General features: G+C 53.4%; 14 protein-coding genes. 10 read left to right on the top strand and 4 right to left on the bottom strand.

The window, feature by feature from the left end:
* Positions 1 to 184: 184 nt before the first annotated feature.
* The 3 genes from FY046_RS17080 (at position 185) to rlmM (ending at position 2675) form a co-directional block, all read left to right on the top strand.
* Positions 185 to 1102 (top strand): transcriptional regulator GcvA, encoded by a 918-nt coding sequence (locus FY046_RS17080; protein WP_159337933.1) that lies wholly within the window; start codon positions 185 to 187, stop codon positions 1100 to 1102.
* Positions 1103 to 1186: 84 nt separating this feature from the next.
* Positions 1187 to 1582, top strand: coding sequence for a DUF423 domain-containing protein (locus FY046_RS17085; RefSeq protein WP_133846062.1), 396 nt, complete (start codon positions 1187 to 1189; stop codon positions 1580 to 1582).
* Entirely contained in the window at positions 1575 to 2675 is a 1101-nt protein-coding gene (rlmM, locus tag FY046_RS17090; protein ID WP_133846061.1) for a 23S rRNA (cytidine(2498)-2'-O)-methyltransferase RlmM, read from the top strand. The genes FY046_RS17085 and rlmM overlap by 8 nt, the downstream gene beginning before the upstream one ends.
* A 52-nt stretch (positions 2676 to 2727) precedes the next feature.
* On the opposite strand, the gene xni is transcribed toward rlmM, so the two are convergent.
* The 3 genes from xni to queF form a co-directional block, all read right to left on the bottom strand.
* Complete coding sequence (gene xni / locus FY046_RS17095) at positions 2728 to 3477, bottom strand: flap endonuclease Xni (protein ID WP_446186308.1); 750 nt, start codon at positions 3475 to 3477, stop codon at positions 2728 to 2730.
* A gap of 32 nt (positions 3478 to 3509) precedes the next feature.
* Positions 3510 to 4874 carry a nucleotide 5'-monophosphate nucleosidase PpnN gene (ppnN, locus tag FY046_RS17100; protein WP_171149562.1) on the bottom strand — a complete coding sequence of 455 codons (1365 nt, stop codon included), beginning with the start codon at positions 4872 to 4874 and terminating at the stop codon, positions 3510 to 3512.
* A gap of 148 nt (positions 4875 to 5022) precedes the next feature.
* Entirely contained in the window at positions 5023 to 5868 is an 846-nt protein-coding gene (gene queF, locus FY046_RS17105) for an NADPH-dependent 7-cyano-7-deazaguanine reductase QueF (protein ID WP_159337936.1), read from the bottom strand.
* A 117-nt stretch (positions 5869 to 5985) separates the two neighbouring features.
* On the opposite strand from queF, the gene syd reads away from it, so the two are divergent.
* The 4 genes from syd (at position 5986) to FY046_RS17125 (ending at position 8723) form a co-directional block, all read left to right on the top strand.
* The gene (gene syd / locus FY046_RS17110) at positions 5986 to 6540 is read left to right on the top strand and encodes a SecY-interacting protein (RefSeq protein ID WP_159337937.1); all 555 of its coding nucleotides are present in this window, start codon (positions 5986 to 5988) and stop codon (positions 6538 to 6540) included.
* Positions 6541 to 7145: 605 nt separating this feature from the next.
* Positions 7146 to 7472, top strand: coding sequence for a YqcC family protein (locus tag FY046_RS17115; RefSeq protein ID WP_133846056.1), 327 nt, complete (start codon positions 7146 to 7148; stop codon positions 7470 to 7472).
* The gene (gene truC / locus FY046_RS17120; RefSeq protein ID WP_133846055.1) at positions 7472 to 8251 is read left to right on the top strand and encodes a tRNA pseudouridine(65) synthase TruC; all 780 of its coding nucleotides are present in this window, start codon (positions 7472 to 7474) and stop codon (positions 8249 to 8251) included. Before FY046_RS17115 ends, truC begins: the two co-directional genes overlap by 1 nt.
* Before the next feature lie 22 nt (positions 8252 to 8273).
* Positions 8274 to 8723, top strand: a complete 450-nt coding sequence (locus FY046_RS17125; protein ID WP_133846054.1) for a flavodoxin — start codon at positions 8274 to 8276, stop codon at positions 8721 to 8723.
* Between the two features lie 49 nt (positions 8724 to 8772).
* Here the strand turns inward: FY046_RS17125 and barA are convergent, their stop codons facing one another.
* Positions 8773 to 11499 (bottom strand): two-component sensor histidine kinase BarA, encoded by a 2727-nt coding sequence (gene barA, locus FY046_RS17130; protein ID WP_446186309.1) that lies wholly within the window; start codon positions 11497 to 11499, stop codon positions 8773 to 8775.
* Between the two features lie 590 nt (positions 11500 to 12089).
* Between barA and relA the strand changes: the two genes are divergently transcribed.
* The 3 genes from relA (at position 12090) to pyrG (ending at position 17032) form a co-directional block, all read left to right on the top strand.
* A complete protein-coding gene (gene relA, locus FY046_RS17135) occupies positions 12090 to 14324 on the top strand; it encodes a GTP diphosphokinase (protein WP_133846052.1) in 2235 nt (744 codons plus the stop codon).
* Positions 14325 to 14412: 88 nt separating this feature from the next.
* Complete coding sequence (gene mazG, locus FY046_RS17140) at positions 14413 to 15195, top strand: nucleoside triphosphate pyrophosphohydrolase (protein ID WP_171149563.1); 783 nt, start codon at positions 14413 to 14415, stop codon at positions 15193 to 15195.
* A gap of 199 nt (positions 15196 to 15394) precedes the next feature.
* Positions 15395 to 17032, top strand: coding sequence for a glutamine hydrolyzing CTP synthase (pyrG, locus tag FY046_RS17145; RefSeq protein WP_133846050.1), 1638 nt, complete (start codon positions 15395 to 15397; stop codon positions 17030 to 17032).
* Positions 17033 to 17111 lie beyond the last annotated feature (79 nt).

Genomic DNA, 17111 nt, shown 5'->3' on the forward strand with positions numbered 1-17111 from the left:
AAATTCCGCGCGTTAGCACCAAATTTCAAAACACTTTTCGTTCCGGCTCAGGAAGTGGCGCAACTATAGGTATTTGCTGGCAGTTCCTCAACGGACAATTTATAATGCCTCGGATAAAAAAAACTAATACGTAACTCTGTGTAACAGAGCAACGCCCGGCCTTGATGAAAAGTACCCATCTATCATGTCTAAACGTTTACCACCTTTGAATGCGCTGCGGGTTTTTGACGCTGCTGCGCGTCATCTCAGTTTTACCCGAGCGGCAGAAGAACTGTTTGTGACTCAGGCCGCTGTCAGTCATCAAATCAAGTCACTGGAAGACTTTCTGGGCCTTAAGCTGTTCCGTAGACGTAATCGATCTTTGCTGCTGACGGAAGAAGGGCAAAGCTATTACCTCGATATTAAAGAAATTTTCACCGCACTGAATGATGCCACGCGCAAGCTACAGGCCCGCAGTGCAAAAGGCGCACTGACGGTCAGTTTGCTGCCGAGTTTTGCCATTCAGTGGCTGGTGCCAAGACTGACCAGCTTTAACTCAGCTTATCCGGGGATCGACGTTCGTATCCAGGCCGTGGACCGCGATGAAGAGAAACTGGCTGATGATGTTGACGTGGCGATTTTCTACGGACGCGGTAACTGGCCGGGATTGCGGGTGGAAAAACTCTATGCGGAATACCTGCTGCCAGTCTGTTCACCGCTGCTGTTAACGGGCGATCGCCCGCTGACGTCGCCTGCGGCACTGGCAGGCCATACTTTACTGCATGATGCATCACGCCGTGACTGGCAGGCGTATACCCGACAACTGGGGCTGAACAGTATTAATGTTCAGCAGGGGCCGATTTTCAGCCACAGTGCCATGGTGCTCCAGGCGGCAATCCATGGACAAGGCGTTGCACTGGCTAATAACGTGATGGCGCAGAGCGAGATTGAAGCGGGCAGGTTAGTGTGCCCGTTTAATGATGTATTAGTCAGTAAAAATGCTTTTTATCTGGTTTGTCATGACAGTCAGGCAGAACTGGGTAAAATAGCCGCCTTCCGTCAGTGGATTCTGGCAAAAGCGGCCAGCGAACAAGAAAAATTTCGCTTTCGCTACGAACACTGACCGTGATGCCTTCGCCGCCGAGCGGCAGGGGTAATGAATAAAGAGACAGGGAGGGGCCTCCCTGTCCGGATAGAGGATGGTGTCATGTCCAGTCGTGCAATGCTGATTTTCTCCGCCATCAGTGGATTCTTCTACGTGATGCTGGGGGCATTTGGTGCCCACGTGTTAAGCAAGTCGCTGGGAAGCGCAGAGATGGCCTGGATTAAAACCGGGCTGGAGTATCAGGCGTTTCACACCCTGGCGATACTCGGTATGGCAGCAGCGATGCTGCGCCGTGCAAATATCTGGTTTTACTGGAGCAGCGCATTTTTAGCGCTGGGTACGGTATTGTTCAGCGGCAGCCTTTACTGCCTGGCGCTGTCCCACCTGAAGTTATGGGTTTATATCACCCCGATTGGCGGCACTGGCTTCCTGATCGGGTGGGTTCTGATGTTGGTTGGCGCGCTGCGTCTGAAAAAAAGGGCAGATCGCCATGAATAAAATTTTGCTGTATTGCCGTCAGGGTTTTGAGAAAGAGTGTGCGGCCGAAATTACCGCCAAAGCCGCTGAACGCGAAGTGTATGGCTTCGCCCGCGTGAAAGATGACTCTGCCTACGTGCTGTTTGAGTGCTATCAGCAGGGTGAAGCAGAAAAGTTGCTCAATGAGCTGCCGTTTAGCGAACTGATTTTCTCCCGCCAGATGATCGTGGTGGGTGAACTGCTGCGTGACCTGCCCACCGAGGATCGCATCTCACCTGTCGCGGGGATGCTGACCGGAGTGGTAGAGAAGGGCGGCGATCTGCGTGTTGAAGTGCCGGACACCAATGCCAGCAAAGAGCTGCTGAAGTTCTGCCGTAAGTTTACCGTCCCGCTGCGTGCCAGCCTGCGTAAAGAAGGCATTCTGCTTAACTACGAAAGCAATAAGCGCCCGGTGGTTCACGTGTTCTTTATCGCTTCTGGCTGCTGTTATGTAGGGTATTCCCTGCCGCAGAATAATTCCGCGCTGTTTATGGGCATTCCGCGCCTGAAGTTCCCTTCCGATGCACCAAGCCGTTCCACGCTCAAGCTGGAAGAGGCTTTCCATGTCTTTATTCCTGCCGATGAGTGGGATGAGCGCCTGGCCAGCGGGATGTGGGCAGTGGATCTGGGGGCCTGTCCTGGCGGCTGGACCTATCAGCTTGTGCAGCGCAGCATGATGGTTAACGCGGTAGATAACGGTCCGATGGCACCGAGCCTGATGGATACCGGGCAGGTGTTCCATCAGCGTGAAGACGGCTTCAAATATCGCCCAACGCGTAGCAATAACTATTGGGTGGTCTGCGACATGGTAGAAAAACCGGTGCGTGTGGCAAATCTGATGGCGGACTGGCTGGTGAATGGCTGGTGTCGTGAGGCGATCTTTAACCTTAAGCTGCCGATGAAAAAACGCTATGAAGAGGTCTCGCAGAACCTGGCGATGATCGATGAAAAGCTGAAAGAAAATGGCATTAATGCACAGATTCAGGCGCGTCAGCTTTATCACGATCGTGAAGAAGTAACGGTACATATCCGCCGCATCTGGAGCGCTGCGCCGGGCCGCCGCGACGAAAAATAATCCAGAATGTAGGGGCGAGGCATGCCTCGCCCGTTGTTAAACGAGCCCGACCCTACGGCAAACGCAGATCCTTCAGATTCCCTTCCAGCACTAAATCCGTTTTAAGCGTTGCCACCTGCTGACAGATTTCCGCCATCTGCTGATGTTCGGCCAGTTTTTTGCGCCATTTTTCCGGCACGCGATCCAACTGCTGATAAATCTGCGCCAGACTGCCGAACTGTTGCAGTAGCTGGCTGGCACTTTTGGCCCCAATGCCCGCAACGCCGGGAATTTTGCTGCTGCTGATCCCCGCCAGCCCCCAGTAATCGGTCAGCTGTGCCGGAGCCACGCCAAATTCTGCGGCAATAAAAGGCACATCCAGCCAGCGTTTCTGGAAGTAATCACGAATTTGGATAGTCGGTGCCAGCAACTGGCAGTAGCCTTTGTCGGTCGACACAATCGTCGCCTGATGGCCTGCGGAGGCGACCTTGCTGGCCAGCGTTGCGGCCAGATCGTCAGCTTCATCGCCTTTTGAGAGCCAGCTGGCTACACCAATACTGGCAAAGGCAGCCCGGAGCAACGGCATTTCGTCACGCAGGGCATCCGGCATCGGTGAACGTCCCGCTTTGTAATCAGGCAGGATCTGATGGCGCCAGCTGTCGCTGCGATCATCATCATCAAAAACGGCCACGGCGTGCGTTGGGCGTGTGTGGAGCAACAATTGTTGCAGGGCATTCAGGCAGGTTTCCTGGCAAGGGGAGCCCTGAACCGCATGAATGCGCCGAATCAGATTCAGCGCATCGATAATTAACAGATGTATCATCAGATAACCCTGAGCGGCCCGCAGGCCGCTCTTTACTTAATGATTTCGTAACAGGGGATATACGCGCTGCCCGGCAGCTTCATACGGTGCTGCGCGACAAATCCTTGCAGCAGATCATCCATGCGACGCATGATTTCCGGGTCACCGTGCAGTTTGTACGGCCCTTTCTCTTTGATGGCCTTGATGCCCACATCTTTCACGTTACCGGCCACGATACCGGAGAACGCCCGACGCAGTGCAGCTGCCAGCTGTTCGGCAGGCTGTTCGGGAGAAAGATTGAGGTTTGCCATATTTTCATGGCTTGGCATAAAGGGCATTTGCAGGTCGGGCGCAATGCGTAATGCCCAGTTGAAACTGTAAGCATCGCCCGTTTCGCGGCGATACTCTTTCACTTTCGGCATCGCTTTTTTCATCAAACGTGCCACTTCGGCCGCATCATCAATAATGATGGTGTAGTGCTTGCGCGCGTCATCCCCCAGGGTACTGACAATGAACTCATCCAGCACGCGGAAGTAGTCGGCACTCTCTTTTGGCCCGGTGAGGATGAGCGGCAGAACCTGGTCATGGTTGTGTGGGTTCATCAGGATACCCAGCAGATAGAGCAGCTCCTCAGCTGTTCCGACCCCGCCGGGGAAGATGATAATGCCGTGGGCGATACGCACAAACGCTTCCAGGCGTTTTTCGATATCGGGCATGATGATCAGTTCATTCACCAGTGGGTTAGGCGGTTCGGCAGCAATGATCGAGGGTTCGGTCAGACCGATGAAACGGCTATCTCTGTAGCGCTGCTGGGCATGGCCCACTGCCGCCCCTTTCATCGGTGCTTCCATTACACCCGGCCCGCAGCCGGTGCAAATATTCAGTTCACGTAAGCCAAGCTGGGAGCCAACGTTGCGGCAGTATTGGTATTCAACGGCGTTGATTGAGTGCCCCCCCCAGCACACTACGGTATTGGGCTCTTCTCCTACGTGCAGCGCTCGCGCGTTACGCAGAATAGAGAAAACCAGGTTGGTGATATGGACGGGATCTTCCGCTTTCAACTGCTGGAAGCGCCCGGCGTTATCGATCTGGCCGTTGAGGAACAAGATGTCGCGCAGAACGGCAAACAGGTTAGCCTGAAGCGCACGAATAATTCGCCCGTCAACAAATGCCTCTTCTGGCGGGTTGATCAGTTCCAGTTTGACGCCGCGCTCACGGCGCAGCACGTTAATATCAAAGCTTTCGAAGCGGGAAAGCAGTTCGTGGCTACTGTCGGTTTGACTGCCTGAATTCAGCACGGCAAGTGAGCAGTTACGGAATAACTGGTAGAGGTCGCTGCTGGCCGTGCGCTTCAGCATATCGACTTCGAGCTGTGAAAGCAGGTCCATTGAGCCGAGAGGGCTGACATGTGTAATCAAGTGAACTCCTTTACACCCGCAGGGGTGCAGTAACTCCGTGATGTGACGATCACAAAAGCAAAATGTCCTTGGGCCGCTGTCGCTGCCCGTTGTCAGAGTAGCCTTTTCCATTGATATTTAACAATAGCTTAACGTTGCGATCGGCGATTTACTGACGGACCAGTCTTGAACGGCTGGCGACAAACTTATCGTTGGTACGCCAGGGATTGATATCCAGACCACCACGCCGCGTATAGCGGGCATAAACAGTCAGACTCTCCGGCTGGCAGTAACGAAGAATATCGTTAAAGATGCGTTCGACGCACTGTTCGTGGAACTCATTATGATGGCGGAATGAGACCAGATAACGGAGCAGTGCCTCGCGCTGAATACGCGGGCCACGATAACTGATTTGCACTGACCCCCAGTCCGGCTGGTTAGTGATCAGACAGTTAGATTTGAGCAGGTGGCTGACCAGTTGCTCCTCAACGCGTTCGTTGCTGGTGGCATCGCGCAGATAGTCGGCATTGAACTGATAGTGATCAATCACAATGTCCTGCTCATCAATGCATTCGCCGTTGAAACGGCCGATGGGCTGGCCTTCAATCTCTTGCAGGCGGAATAGCGCAACGCTAACTTTACCCGCAGCACAGTCACTGAGATCGCGTTCCAGCGTCTGACGGACGTCACCCCAGTCGGCAAATTGCGTTTGATTAAAACTGTTCAGATACAGTTTAAAACTTTTGGATTCAATAAGATTAACGCTGCCGGCATCCAGAGTGACTTCACCCAGCGCCACCTGCGGCAGCCCTTTACTGTTCAGCCAGGACAGTTCGTACAGCGTCCAGATATCCGCGCCGCTGAACGGCAGATTATCGGGATACAGGCCCAGCGGTTCACGGTTCAGGCTACGCGGGACAGCCTGTAACAGCTCTGGTTGATAGCTGTCGTGATATTCTGTGGGTTTCCCCAGAGTCAGGCCTTCCAGTGCCTGATGATGGTCGTATGAAGACATGGTGTTACCTTGTGTTACTTTAGGGTGCCCGCCGTGGCAGGCAGCTTGAAGAGTGTCGTGTACCGATGTGCACACCAGGTTGTCAGTGTAACCCAGCCAGCAAAGAGTGAAAAAATAATGATCGAAGAAACCTCCCAGGCCCTACGCGATTTTAGCCAGCGCTATTGCGATCTCTGGCAGCAGCAGCATGGTCATGCACCGGCGAGCGCCGATCTGTACGGCATTCCCTCGCCTTGCGTCACCGCCACCCATAATGATGAAGTCTGGTGGCAGCCACAGCCCTTTACGCTGGCAAAAAACCTGGATGCCGTTGAACGTGCACTGGATATCAGCTTGCAGCCCTCGATCACCGGATTCTATACCGCACAATTTGCCGGTGACATGATGGGAACTTATGCCGGACACCAGGTGTCTTTGGTACAGGTGTGGAGTGAAGACGATTTTGTGCGCGTGCAGGAAAATCTGATTGGGCACCTGGTGATGAAGCGTCGTCTTAAACACTCTCCTACTCTGTTTATTGCTACTACGGAGTCTGAACTGGAGGTGGTGTCGGTTTGTAATCTCAATGGCGAAGTAATTATTGAGCAGTTAGGAACGCAAAAACGGCAGGTCATCTCCCCTTCAATTGAGAATTTTCTTATTTCTTTACAACCCCTTAGCGAACGTTGCTGAGAGTTTGCCCGTTCATTTTGTGCGAGATGTCTCACGTGCTCTGTGAGAGATCGCATCCCTTTGATGCAGACATATCAATCGTTCTAATTGTAAAAATATTGTAGATCATCACGTTAGGGTACTGATTGTGATAACACGCCTGTGAGATGCGTAAAAAACTGGCACGGGTGTCTTGTTTGCTTATGCTGAACAGGCAAAATAGCACCCATCGCAAAGGACAGTCAGGGTTGAACGAACATCAGGACGATGTGCTCATGGAATGAGTTGGACCCGTCAGGATGACGTATCAGGGAAAGGCTTCCGGATGAAGCGTGGAAACCTCAGGGAGAGGTAAAGGACACCTCCAGGACGGAGAATGTGGACCGAACAAGGTAGTCGGTGATCATGGACGTCAAAGGATTCGCATCAGGATGGTGCACGCTATGGAGAGTGTCAGGAATAGTTTTCAAGGATGAGCAGGGAGCATAAATGTAGCTGGAACGCTGCAAACGGACCAGGGGCACTGTATATACAGTGCCCCTTTTTTCGTTGAAATTTTTACCCGGCACGGTGCGGATGCTATGCTTTGCGACCTTTATCCCCAACGCTTAATCAGGAGGTTGCTCATGAGCCGTGAACAACAGGTGCAGGAACGGTTGCTGGCCATTGAAACGCAGCTTAAACAGGCGGGTTTATGGCAGGCTATTGCCCCAAATAGTGAGGCGTTTGCCAGCACAGAACCTTTCTGCGTCGATACCATGACGCCATTACAATGGCTGCAATGGATATTCCTGCCGCGCATGCAGGCGCTGCTGGATGCCGGTGCGCCGCTGCCGACAACGTTGGCGATAGCGCCTTACTATGAAGTGTGGCTGGAAGGTGAGATCCCGGAGCGTGCGCAACTGTTGCACCTTTTAAATGCCTTTGACCAGTTATTTGAGTCACAAAACTGATGCTGGAAATTATTTATCAGGATCAGTGGCTGGTGGCGGTGAATAAGCCGTCCGGCTGGCTGGTTCACCGCAGTTGGCTGGACCGTCATGAAACCCGTTTTGTGATGCAAACGGTGCGAGACCAGATTGGCCAGCACGTGTTTACCGTGCACCGGTTGGATCGGCCAACGTCCGGCGTACTGCTGATGGCGCTGTCGAGTGATGTGGCGCGTTTATTGTCAGAACAATTTGAACAGCATCAGTTGCAGAAAACCTATCATGCCGTGGTACGCGGCTGGCTGGAAGGTGATGAGGTACTGGACTATGCGCTGACCGAAGAACTGGACAAAATTGCGGATAAGTTTAGCCAGCCTGAAAAAGCGCCGCAGTCGGCCGTCACCCATTGGCGTGGGCTGGCCACTGCCGAACTGCCCGTGCCCGTCGGCCCTTATCAAACCTCGCGCTATTCTCTGGTAGAGATGAAACCGGAATCCGGGCGTAAGCATCAGTTGCGTCGTCATATGACCCATCTGCGCCACCCGATTATCGGCGATAGCGCCCATGGCGATTTGAAGCAGAATCGCAGTGCTGCGGCAAACTTCGGGATGAACCGACTTATGCTGCACGCCAGCGAACTATGCCTGGCGCACCCGGTAACCCAGGTGCCATTGGTGCTGCGTGCCGGGCTGGATGACGTCTGGCAAACGGCGATGACGCAGTTCGACTGGCAGCACTGTCTCCCTGATATTCCACGGGTTGAGTTCGCGACGGAAAGCCCGCAGGATAGTGAACAACGATAAGCATTCCAAAATGGAGAAGAGCATGGCTGAGGTAGGCATTTTTGTTGGCACCGTTTACGGTAATGCCCTGTTGGTGGCCGAAGAGGCTGAACCACTGCTGGTTGCGGCGGGCCATCAGGTGAAGATTTTTGAAGATCCCACGTTGGAAGACTGGCAGCACTATGCGCAGAAAGCCGTGCTGGTGATCACGTCAACCACTGGACAAGGCGATCTGCCGGACAGCATTGCTTCCCTTTACGCTGGCATCAAAGATAAGTTGGGTTACCAGCCTGAGCTGCGTTACGGCATTATCGCGCTGGGCGATAGCAGCTATGATGAGTTCTGCGGCGGCGGCAAAAAATTTGCTGACCTGTTACAGGATCAAAGTGCTATCCGCGTGGGTGAGATGCTGCTGGTGGATGCCACGGAAAACCCGGAGCCGGAAGAGGTCACCTCTCCGTGGGTTGAGCAGTGGGCTAAGCTCATTGCATAATTGATGAGCGGGTCTGCAATGCAGGCCCGCCTCGCAGCGGATCCCGAACCTACAGTTTTAGCCGCTCCTTCGCCAGCCGTGCCACGTTCTGCATCTCATCCAACAGCTCAAACAATTCAGGCTCTACCTGAGTGATATCCTCACTCTGACGCAGGCTTTGTTCCAGTGCCAGGCAGAGTTGCTTCATGCGTGGTACTCCGCTGTAGCTGGCGCTGCCATGCAGTTTATGGATGATATCGCGCAGTGAAGTTGTATTATTCTCCGTCATATATTGCTCTATCAGCATCTGAACTTCCGGTAAGAAATCCACCAGCATCTGCAACAAATCGCGTGCCAGATCGGGTTTATTCGCCGCCTGACGTAACGCGAGTGCCCAGTCGAGGGACGCCGGTACTTCAATCACCGGCAGCGACATGCGTTGCCCGCCCGGTGAATAGCGTGCCAGCAGTCGACTCAGTTTATGCTCATCGATAGGTTTGGCGAGGTAATCGTTCATCCCGGCTTTGATCAGCTGTTCCCTTTCGCCATCCAGTGCGTGCGCCGTGACCGCCACTATCGGTGTATTGGCGTGCTGTGGCAGGGTACGAATGGCTTCACTGGCACGAATGCCGTCGATCTCCGGCATCTGAATATCCATTAAAATAATATCCAGATGCTGATGACGCGCCTGATTAATCGCCGCTTCACCACTGTCACACAGCACAATGTGCGCGACTTGCTCTTCCAGCAGTGCTCCAATCAGCTTCAGGTTAGCCAGGTTATCATCCACCGCCATCACACGCAGCGGCAGACGGTGCCGTTCGGTCAGTGGCAGGGCATCACGGTGATGATGATCGACCAGAACGGGGATCAGACGGGTCATGGATATCGGTTTAATCAGGCAGGCCGTCACACCGCGTGCTTTGAGCTCTTCCGCATAAACCTGCATCTGGAATGGCAGAGCCATAATGACGCTGTTAGCACGTTGTAGTATTGGCGTCAGCTGTTCTCCGGTGATCTCAAGATTTTGCGGGTCAGCTACCGGAACGCCCATCAGCAGCACATCATAGTGTGCTTCCGGAAGTTCACTCAGTGACGGGCTGTAGCTGATGTTCATTGGCGTTGCGGCCAGCATCTCCATCAGCGCTTTCGCGGCCGTGGCGTTGGGTTCGACATAAGCCATGCGCTGGCCTTCGATGCAATCCATCACCCGTGGATCACTGGCAGCGTTCGGATTCAGGGCCAGATTAACGTGGAACCAGAAGGTGGAACCGTGATTGAGGCGGCTGTGGAACGAGATTTCGCCGCCCATTTCATTAACCAGTTTCTGAGTGATCACCAGACCCAGCCCGGTGCCGCCGTGACGGCGCGAAATACTGGCATCCGCCTGACGAAACGCCTGAAACAGCTGCGACTGCTGCTTTTCTGAAATCCCGATGCCGCTGTCATGAATCTGAACTTCCAGCTCCATACGGTTATTACTCAGGGCGCGTTTCTCCACGCGAATATCAATATTGCCACGTTCGGTGAACTTGATTGCGTTGCCGAGCAGGTTGACGATGATTTGCTGCATGCGCAGCGGATCGCCAATGGCATTATCCGGCACGTCACTCTGGATATTAAGCGTGAGCTCCAGTCCTTTCTCATGTGCGGACTGCGCCAGCAGAACCACCACTTCATCCAGCGTGGCACGCAGCGGGAAGGGGATGGTCTCCAGTATTAATTTTCCGGCTTCAAGTTTTGAGAAGTCGAGCACATCGTTAATGATGCTTAACAGGTTATTCGCCGATCGTTCAATGGTATGAAGATAATCGCGCTGGGTGGAATTCAGCGTGGTTTTGAGCGTCTGGCGGGTAAAGCCAATCACGCCGTTTAACGGCGTGCGCAGCTCATGTGACATATTGGCGAGGAACTCTGATTTAATACGCGCGGCTTCCTGGGCGCGTTTTTTAGCCAGATCCAACTCGACGTTTTGGATCTCCATCTGTTCCAGCGTTTCACGCAAGTCAGAGGTAGCCTGGTCGATATTTTGCTGCATCTCTTCGTGATAGGCGGTAAGAGACATGGCCATCGAGTTGATGCCGTTTTTCAGCACATCGAGTTCACCCAGCATATGCCCTTCTACGCGGCTGTCTAGCTGGCCACGGCGGATGCGGTCAACGGTACTCACCATATTGCGGATCGGCCCGGTGACATCGCGCATCAGACGGTAGGCAAACAGCATGGCAATACACAGGCAAAGCAGCAGCAAGAGGGTAGAGATAAACACCTCTTTATACTGCTGTAGCCTGACGGATTGCAGATCCAGCTCAATGGCGACATAACCGAGGGGATTACCATTGGGTTTCGCATCCTGGCCCGGCGATTCATCCGGATAATAGCTTTCGGAGAGGATGGGGGTACGCAGGATCACGGAGTTTCCGTGGCGCTGTTTCATATAGCGAGTGGTTAACGGCGTGTTGTCCGGCAGGCGCAGCAGGTCGGGCGTCTGATGGTAGTTTGACGTGACAAACAACTGATTGTGATCGTCGAAAACCGAAATGGCCCGCACAATATCTGAATGACGGCGATGCAGCAGGCTGACCAGTTGGCGCACGGACTCTTTACTGTGAAAGGTCATGCCATATTCACTTGAGACCGCCAGCGGTTCGATAATATTGACCCCGGCATCGGTGAGCTGGCTCTGTAATTCGTTATATCGGTTCACGACGAAAAACGTGGAGAGCAGCAGCCCAATCATCAGCGTGGGTGCCAGAATCAAAATCATCATTCGAGCCCGCAGGCTGTATTTGGTCATAATATTCCCTGTGCGCGGTGTTTCGCTCTGTGCCGTCCAACTGGCGCTGTGTTCAGAGGCAGGCAATACCCGATTTTCCTGCCGATAATGATGACGTGTGAATCACAAAGAAACAATGATGAAATTCTACCCTGAAAGATTGTGTTGCCCCATCGTGAAGCGTGAACATAAGGCGTCATTTCAGATTGATGATAGCGTTCAGCGCCACGCTTTGTGGCAGGACATTGGCATGAACGTCACGAACAGGGGCAGGCAAAGGCTTGTATCAGTTCTTCCTGCTCAGTAACGCAGAATGATAAATTTTTTTTTAAAAACTGGAACAGTTTTCGCATAAGCCTAAGCTATAGCAGCTGACTGTATCGCCACACACCGATGAAATGTGCTTTTGAAATGAGAAATTGGGCTCAGACGCCAGGAAAAATGGCTGAAAATGTCGCAGGTGTGGAAGGCGTTGCAGCAATAGTCGTGAAGGCTGCGTATAATGCGGGATTCAATAATCTGAAAACAACGGCGTCACTGTGTACGGCGAAGATCCATGGTGCTGTTTAGCTGAAAATAAGGCCTGAACAGAGGCTATTCCAGGAGAGGATATGGTTGCGGTAAGAAGTGCACATCTGAATACAGCTGGCGAGTTTGCGCTCGACCAATGGATCACCAGTCTGGGGATCTCCAACCAGCAGTCATGTGAACGACTGGCCGATACCTGGCGCTATTGTGAAACAGCGACCAAAAATCATCCTGACGCAGCACTGTTACTGTGGCGTGGCGTCGAGATGGTAGAAATCCTCTCAATGCTCAGCATGGACAACGAAACGCTGCGTGCCGCTTTGCTGTTCCCATTGGCCGATGCCAACGTGGTGAGCGAAGAGGTTCTGGAAGAGCAGCACGGTAAAGCCATTGTCTCGCTGGTGCATGGCGTGCGCGATATGGATGCCATCCGTCAGTTAAAAGCGACCCACAATGATTCGATGGCCTCAGAGCAGGTCGATAACGTGCGCCGCATGCTGCTGGCGATGGTGGAAGATTTCCGCTGTGTGGTGATTAAGCTGGCGGAGCGTATTGCCCACCTGCGTGAAGTGAAAGACGCGCCGGAAGATGAACGCGTCCTGGCGGCAAAAGAGTGCACCAATATTTATGCTCCGCTGGCAAACCGCCTGGGTATCGGCCAGCTTAAATGGGAGCTGGAGGACTTCTGCTTCCGTTATCTGCATCCTGATGAATACAAACGTATTGCCAAACTGCTGCACGAGCGTCGTATCGATCGGGAAGACTACATTGATACTTTCGTGCAGTCGCTGCGCACGGAGATTGTGAAAGAGGGCGTGAAGGCCGAGGTGTATGGTCGCCCAAAACATATCTACAGCATCTGGCGCAAGATGCAGAAAAAGTCGCTGTCGTTTGATGAGTTGTTCGATGTGCGCGCGGTGCGCATCGTGGCTGAGCGTTTGCAGGACTGTTATGGTGCGCTGGGTATCGTCCATACTCTGTACCGCCATATACCGAGCGAATTTGACGACTACGTTGCCAACCCTAAGCCGAACGGCTACCAGTCTATTCATACCGTGGTTCTCGGGCCAAAGGGTAAAACCGTCGAGATTCAGATCCGTACCCGCCAGATGCATGAAGATGCCGAGCTGGGCGTTGCCGCGCACTGGAAATATAAAGAGGGTGCAGCAAGTGGCAGCGCTCGCGGGGCTTCCGGCCACGAAGAACGTATTGCCTGGCTGCGTAAGCTGATTACCTGGCAGGAAGAGATGGCGGACAGCGGCGAGTTGCTCGACGAAGTACGCAGCCAGGTGTTCGACGACCGGGTTTATGTCTTTACGCCGAAAGGGGATGTGGTCGATCTGCCGGCCGGGTCCACACCGCTGGACTTTGCTTACCATATCCACAGCGATATCGGCCACCGTTGCATCGGCGCGAAAATCAGCGGGCGCATTGTGCCGTTCACCTATCAGCTGCAGATGGGCGACCAGATTGACATCATCACTCAGAAGCAGCCGAACCCAAGCCGGGACTGGCTGAACCCGAACCTGGGCTATGTCACCACCAGCCGGGGGCGCTCGAAGATCCACGCCTGGTTCCGCAAACAGGATCGTGACAAGAATATTATTGCCGGGCGTCAAATCCTCGACAGCGAACTGGACCATCTTGATATCAATCTGAAAGATGCCGAGAAGCTGCTGCTACCGCGCTACAACTTCAACACGCTGGATGAGCTGCTGGCCGCGATTGGTGGTGGCGATGTCCGTCTCAACCAGATGAGCAACTTCCTGCAGTCGAAGCTGAACAAGCCAAGCGCTGAGGAAGAAGATCGTGAAGCGCTGCAAAAACTGACGCAGAAAACCTCTAACAGCGTACCTCGTAGCAAAGAGAGCGGCCGCGTGGTGGTGGAAGGGGTCGGTAATCTGATGCACCACATTGCGCGCTGCTGCCAGCCGATTCCGGGTGACGATATCACCGGGTTTATTACCCAGGGACGCGGAATTTCGATTCACCGTGCCGACTGTGACCAGTTGGCGGATCTGATGTCTCATGCACCGGAACGTATCGTCGATGCGGTCTGGGGTGAGACTTATTCCAGCGGTTATTCCTTGGTGGTGCGTGTTACCGCGAACGATCGCAGCGGCCTGTTGCGCGATATCACCACCATCCTGGCCAATGAAAAAGTGAACGTGCTGGGCGTATCCAGCCACAGTGACACCAAAAAGCAGCTGGCGACGATTGATATGGATATTGAGATCTATAACCAGCAGGTGTTGAGCCGGGTGATAGCACGGCTTAACCAGGTCCCGGATATCATCGACGCTAAGAGATTGCATTAACCGGGCCGGGCATGCCCGGCCCCTGGTGCCCGGTTCGATCGTAGGGGCGACGCATGCGTCGCCCTCCTAATTCAACATGGAATACACTATGACTTCTCTCGATCGCCTGCTGGGCATCATGAAAACCCTGCGCGATCCGGAACACGGCTGCCCGTGGGATCGCCAGCAGACTTTTGCCTCTATTGCCCCTTATACCCTCGAAGAAACCTACGAAGTGATTGATGCGATTAACCGCGCTGATTTTGACGATCTGCGCGGTGAGCTGGGTGATCTCCTGTTCCAGGTGGTGTTTTACGCTCAGATGGCGCAGGAAGAGGGGCGCTTTAACTTCGACGATATCTGCAATGCGATCAGCGATAAACTGGAACGCCGCCATCCGCATATCTTTGCCGATGCGCAGGTCAGCGACAGTGCTGAGGTGTTGGTCAACTGGGAAAAAATTAAAAGCGATGAGCGTGCCGGAAAAGCACAGCATTCGGCGCTGGATGATATCCCACATGCCTTGCCTGCTCTGATGCGTGCTCACAAAATCCAGAAGCGTTGCAGTCACGTGGGCTTCGACTGGACCACGATTGGACCGGTGCTCGATAAAGTGCATGAAGAGATTGATGAAGTGATGCATGAAGCGCAGCAGGCGGTCATCGATCAGGACAAGCTGGAAGAAGAGATTGGCGATCTGCTGTTTGCCACGGTCAACCTGTCACGGCACCTCGGCAGTAAAGCCGAAACTGCATTGCAGAAGGCCAATACCAAGTTTGAACGTCGTTTTCGCCAGGTTGAGCAGATTATTGCTGCAGGGGGGATGGAAATGCAGCAGGCGACCCTCGAACAGATGGAAGCCGCATGGCAGGTTGTGAAATCTCAGGAATAATTGGCTGACACGATTCAACAAAAATGTGACGCGCGTCAACCTCCTGATGCGCATATTCAGGTAATCTCATGGCGGTAAATGCGGTGGTAAGCACACAACCGGAAACGAGCAATTGTCGCAACGGGGTGTTTCGGGTATACTATTTTCCCGTCTTGGTTATTCATTCCATCGTCTTTAAACCTACATTCTCAGGTTCAGCATGACAACGAACTATATATTTGTGACCGGCGGGGTCGTTTCCTCTCTGGGTAAAGGCATTGCCGCAGCTTCCCTGGCCGCTATCCTTGAAGCGCGTGGTCTTAACGTGACCATCATGAAGCTGGACCCGTACATCAACGTGGACCCAGGCACCATGAGTCCAACCCAGCACGGTGAAGTTTATGTCACCGATGATGGCGCGGAAACCGATCTGGATCTCGGTCACTACGAGCGTTTCATCCGTACTAAGATGAGCCGCCGTAACAACTTCACCACAGGCCGTATCTATTCAGAAGTCCTGCGCAAAGAGCGTCGTGGCGACTATCTGGGTGCGACCATTCAGGTGATCCCGCACATTACCAATGCCATCAAAGAACGCATCATTGAAGGTGGCGAAGGCCATGATGTCGTGCTGGTGGAAATTGGTGGCACCGTGGGTGATATCGAATCACTGCCATTCCTGGAAGCCATTCGTCAGATGGCGGTGGATGTGGGCCGTGAGCACACCATGTATATGCACCTGACGCTGGTGCCGTACATGGCCGCGGCGGGCGAAGTGAAAACGAAGCCAACCCAGCATTCCGTGAAAGAGCTGCTGTCTATCGGTATTCAGCCCGATGTGCTGATTTGCCGTTCTGACCGCGCGGTTCCCGCTAACGAACGCGCTAAGATTGCGCTGTTCTGTAATGTGCCGGAAAAAGCCGTTATCTCACTGAAAGATGTCGACTCCATCTACAAAATTCCTGGCATGCTGAAATCGCAGGGCCTGGATGACTTTATCTGCAAACGCTTCAATCTGAATGCTCCGGAAGCCAACCTTGGCGAGTGGGAGCAGGTGATTTATCAGGAAGCGAATCCAGGTGGTGAAGTGACCATCGGGATGGTCGGTAAATATGTCGAACTGCCGGATGCGTACAAATCAGTGATCGAAGCCCTGAAGCACGGTGGTCTGAAAAACCGTGTGACGGTGAATATCAAGCTGATCGACTCTCAAGATGTTGAAACCCGTGGTGTTGAAGTGCTGAAGGATCTGGATGCTATCCTTATCCCTGGCGGTTTCGGCTATCGTGGTGTGGAAGGCAAATTGATGACGGCGCAGTATGCCCGCGAAAACAATATTCCTTACCTCGGCATTTGCCTCGGTATGCAGGTCGCATTGATGGAGTTTGCCCGTAACGTGGCACATATGGAGGGTGCGAACTCAACGGAGTTCGTTCCTGACTGTAAGTACCCGGTTGTGGCGCTGATTACCGAATGGCGTGATGAAGAAGGCAACGTTGAGCAGCGTACTGAGCAGAGCGATTTGGGCGGCACCATGCGCCTGGGTAGCCAGCAGTGCCAGCTGACGGATAACAGCCTGGTGCGTAATCTCTATGGTTCTGACACCATTGTTGAGCGCCACCGTCATCGTTATGAAGTCAACAATATGCTATTGAAGCAAATTGAAGCGGCCGGTTTACGTGTGGCAGGTCGCTCTGGGGATGACCAACTGGTTGAGATCATTGAGATCCCTGACCACCCATGGTTTGTTGCGTGTCAGTTCCATCCGGAATTCACCTCAACACCTCGGGACGGGCACCCGCTGTTCAGTGGCTTTGTGAAAGCTGCCAGCGAGTACCAGAAGCGTTTGGCAAAATAAGTGTTTTCATAACGGCTTGAAATCTTAGGGTTTCAAGCCGTGTGTCTAAGTTTAAGCTAACTTGTACTGAGGAAAAACT

It is taken from the genome of Erwinia sp. 1181_3, assembly GCF_052824965.1.

Bases quoted from the DNA above. Each gene is read 5' to 3' on its own strand.
- syd (WP_159337937.1), top strand. From the start codon at position 5,986: ATGATCGAAGAAACCTCCCAGGCCCTACGCGATTTTAGCCAGCGCTAT.
- truC (WP_133846055.1), top strand. From the start codon at position 7,472: ATGCTGGAAATTATTTATCAGGATCAGTGGCTGGTGGCGGTGAATAAG.
- queF (WP_159337936.1), bottom strand. From the start codon at position 5,868: ATGTCTTCATACGACCATCATCAGGCACTGGAAGGCCTGACTCTGGGG.
- rlmM (WP_133846061.1), top strand. From the start codon at position 1,575: ATGAATAAAATTTTGCTGTATTGCCGTCAGGGTTTTGAGAAAGAGTGT.
- pyrG (WP_133846050.1), top strand. From the start codon at position 15,395: ATGACAACGAACTATATATTTGTGACCGGCGGGGTCGTTTCCTCTCTG.
- relA (WP_133846052.1), top strand. From the start codon at position 12,090: ATGGTTGCGGTAAGAAGTGCACATCTGAATACAGCTGGCGAGTTTGCG.
- FY046_RS17085 (WP_133846062.1), top strand. From the start codon at position 1,187: ATGTCCAGTCGTGCAATGCTGATTTTCTCCGCCATCAGTGGATTCTTC.
- FY046_RS17115 (WP_133846056.1), top strand. From the start codon at position 7,146: ATGAGCCGTGAACAACAGGTGCAGGAACGGTTGCTGGCCATTGAAACG.
- mazG (WP_171149563.1), top strand. From the start codon at position 14,413: ATGACTTCTCTCGATCGCCTGCTGGGCATCATGAAAACCCTGCGCGAT.
- FY046_RS17080 (WP_159337933.1), top strand. From the start codon at position 185: ATGTCTAAACGTTTACCACCTTTGAATGCGCTGCGGGTTTTTGACGCT.
- xni (WP_446186308.1), bottom strand. From the start codon at position 3,477: ATGATACATCTGTTAATTATCGATGCGCTGAATCTGATTCGGCGCATT.
- barA (WP_446186309.1), bottom strand. From the start codon at position 11,499: ATGACCAAATACAGCCTGCGGGCTCGAATGATGATTTTGATTCTGGCA.
- FY046_RS17125 (WP_133846054.1), top strand. From the start codon at position 8,274: ATGGCTGAGGTAGGCATTTTTGTTGGCACCGTTTACGGTAATGCCCTG.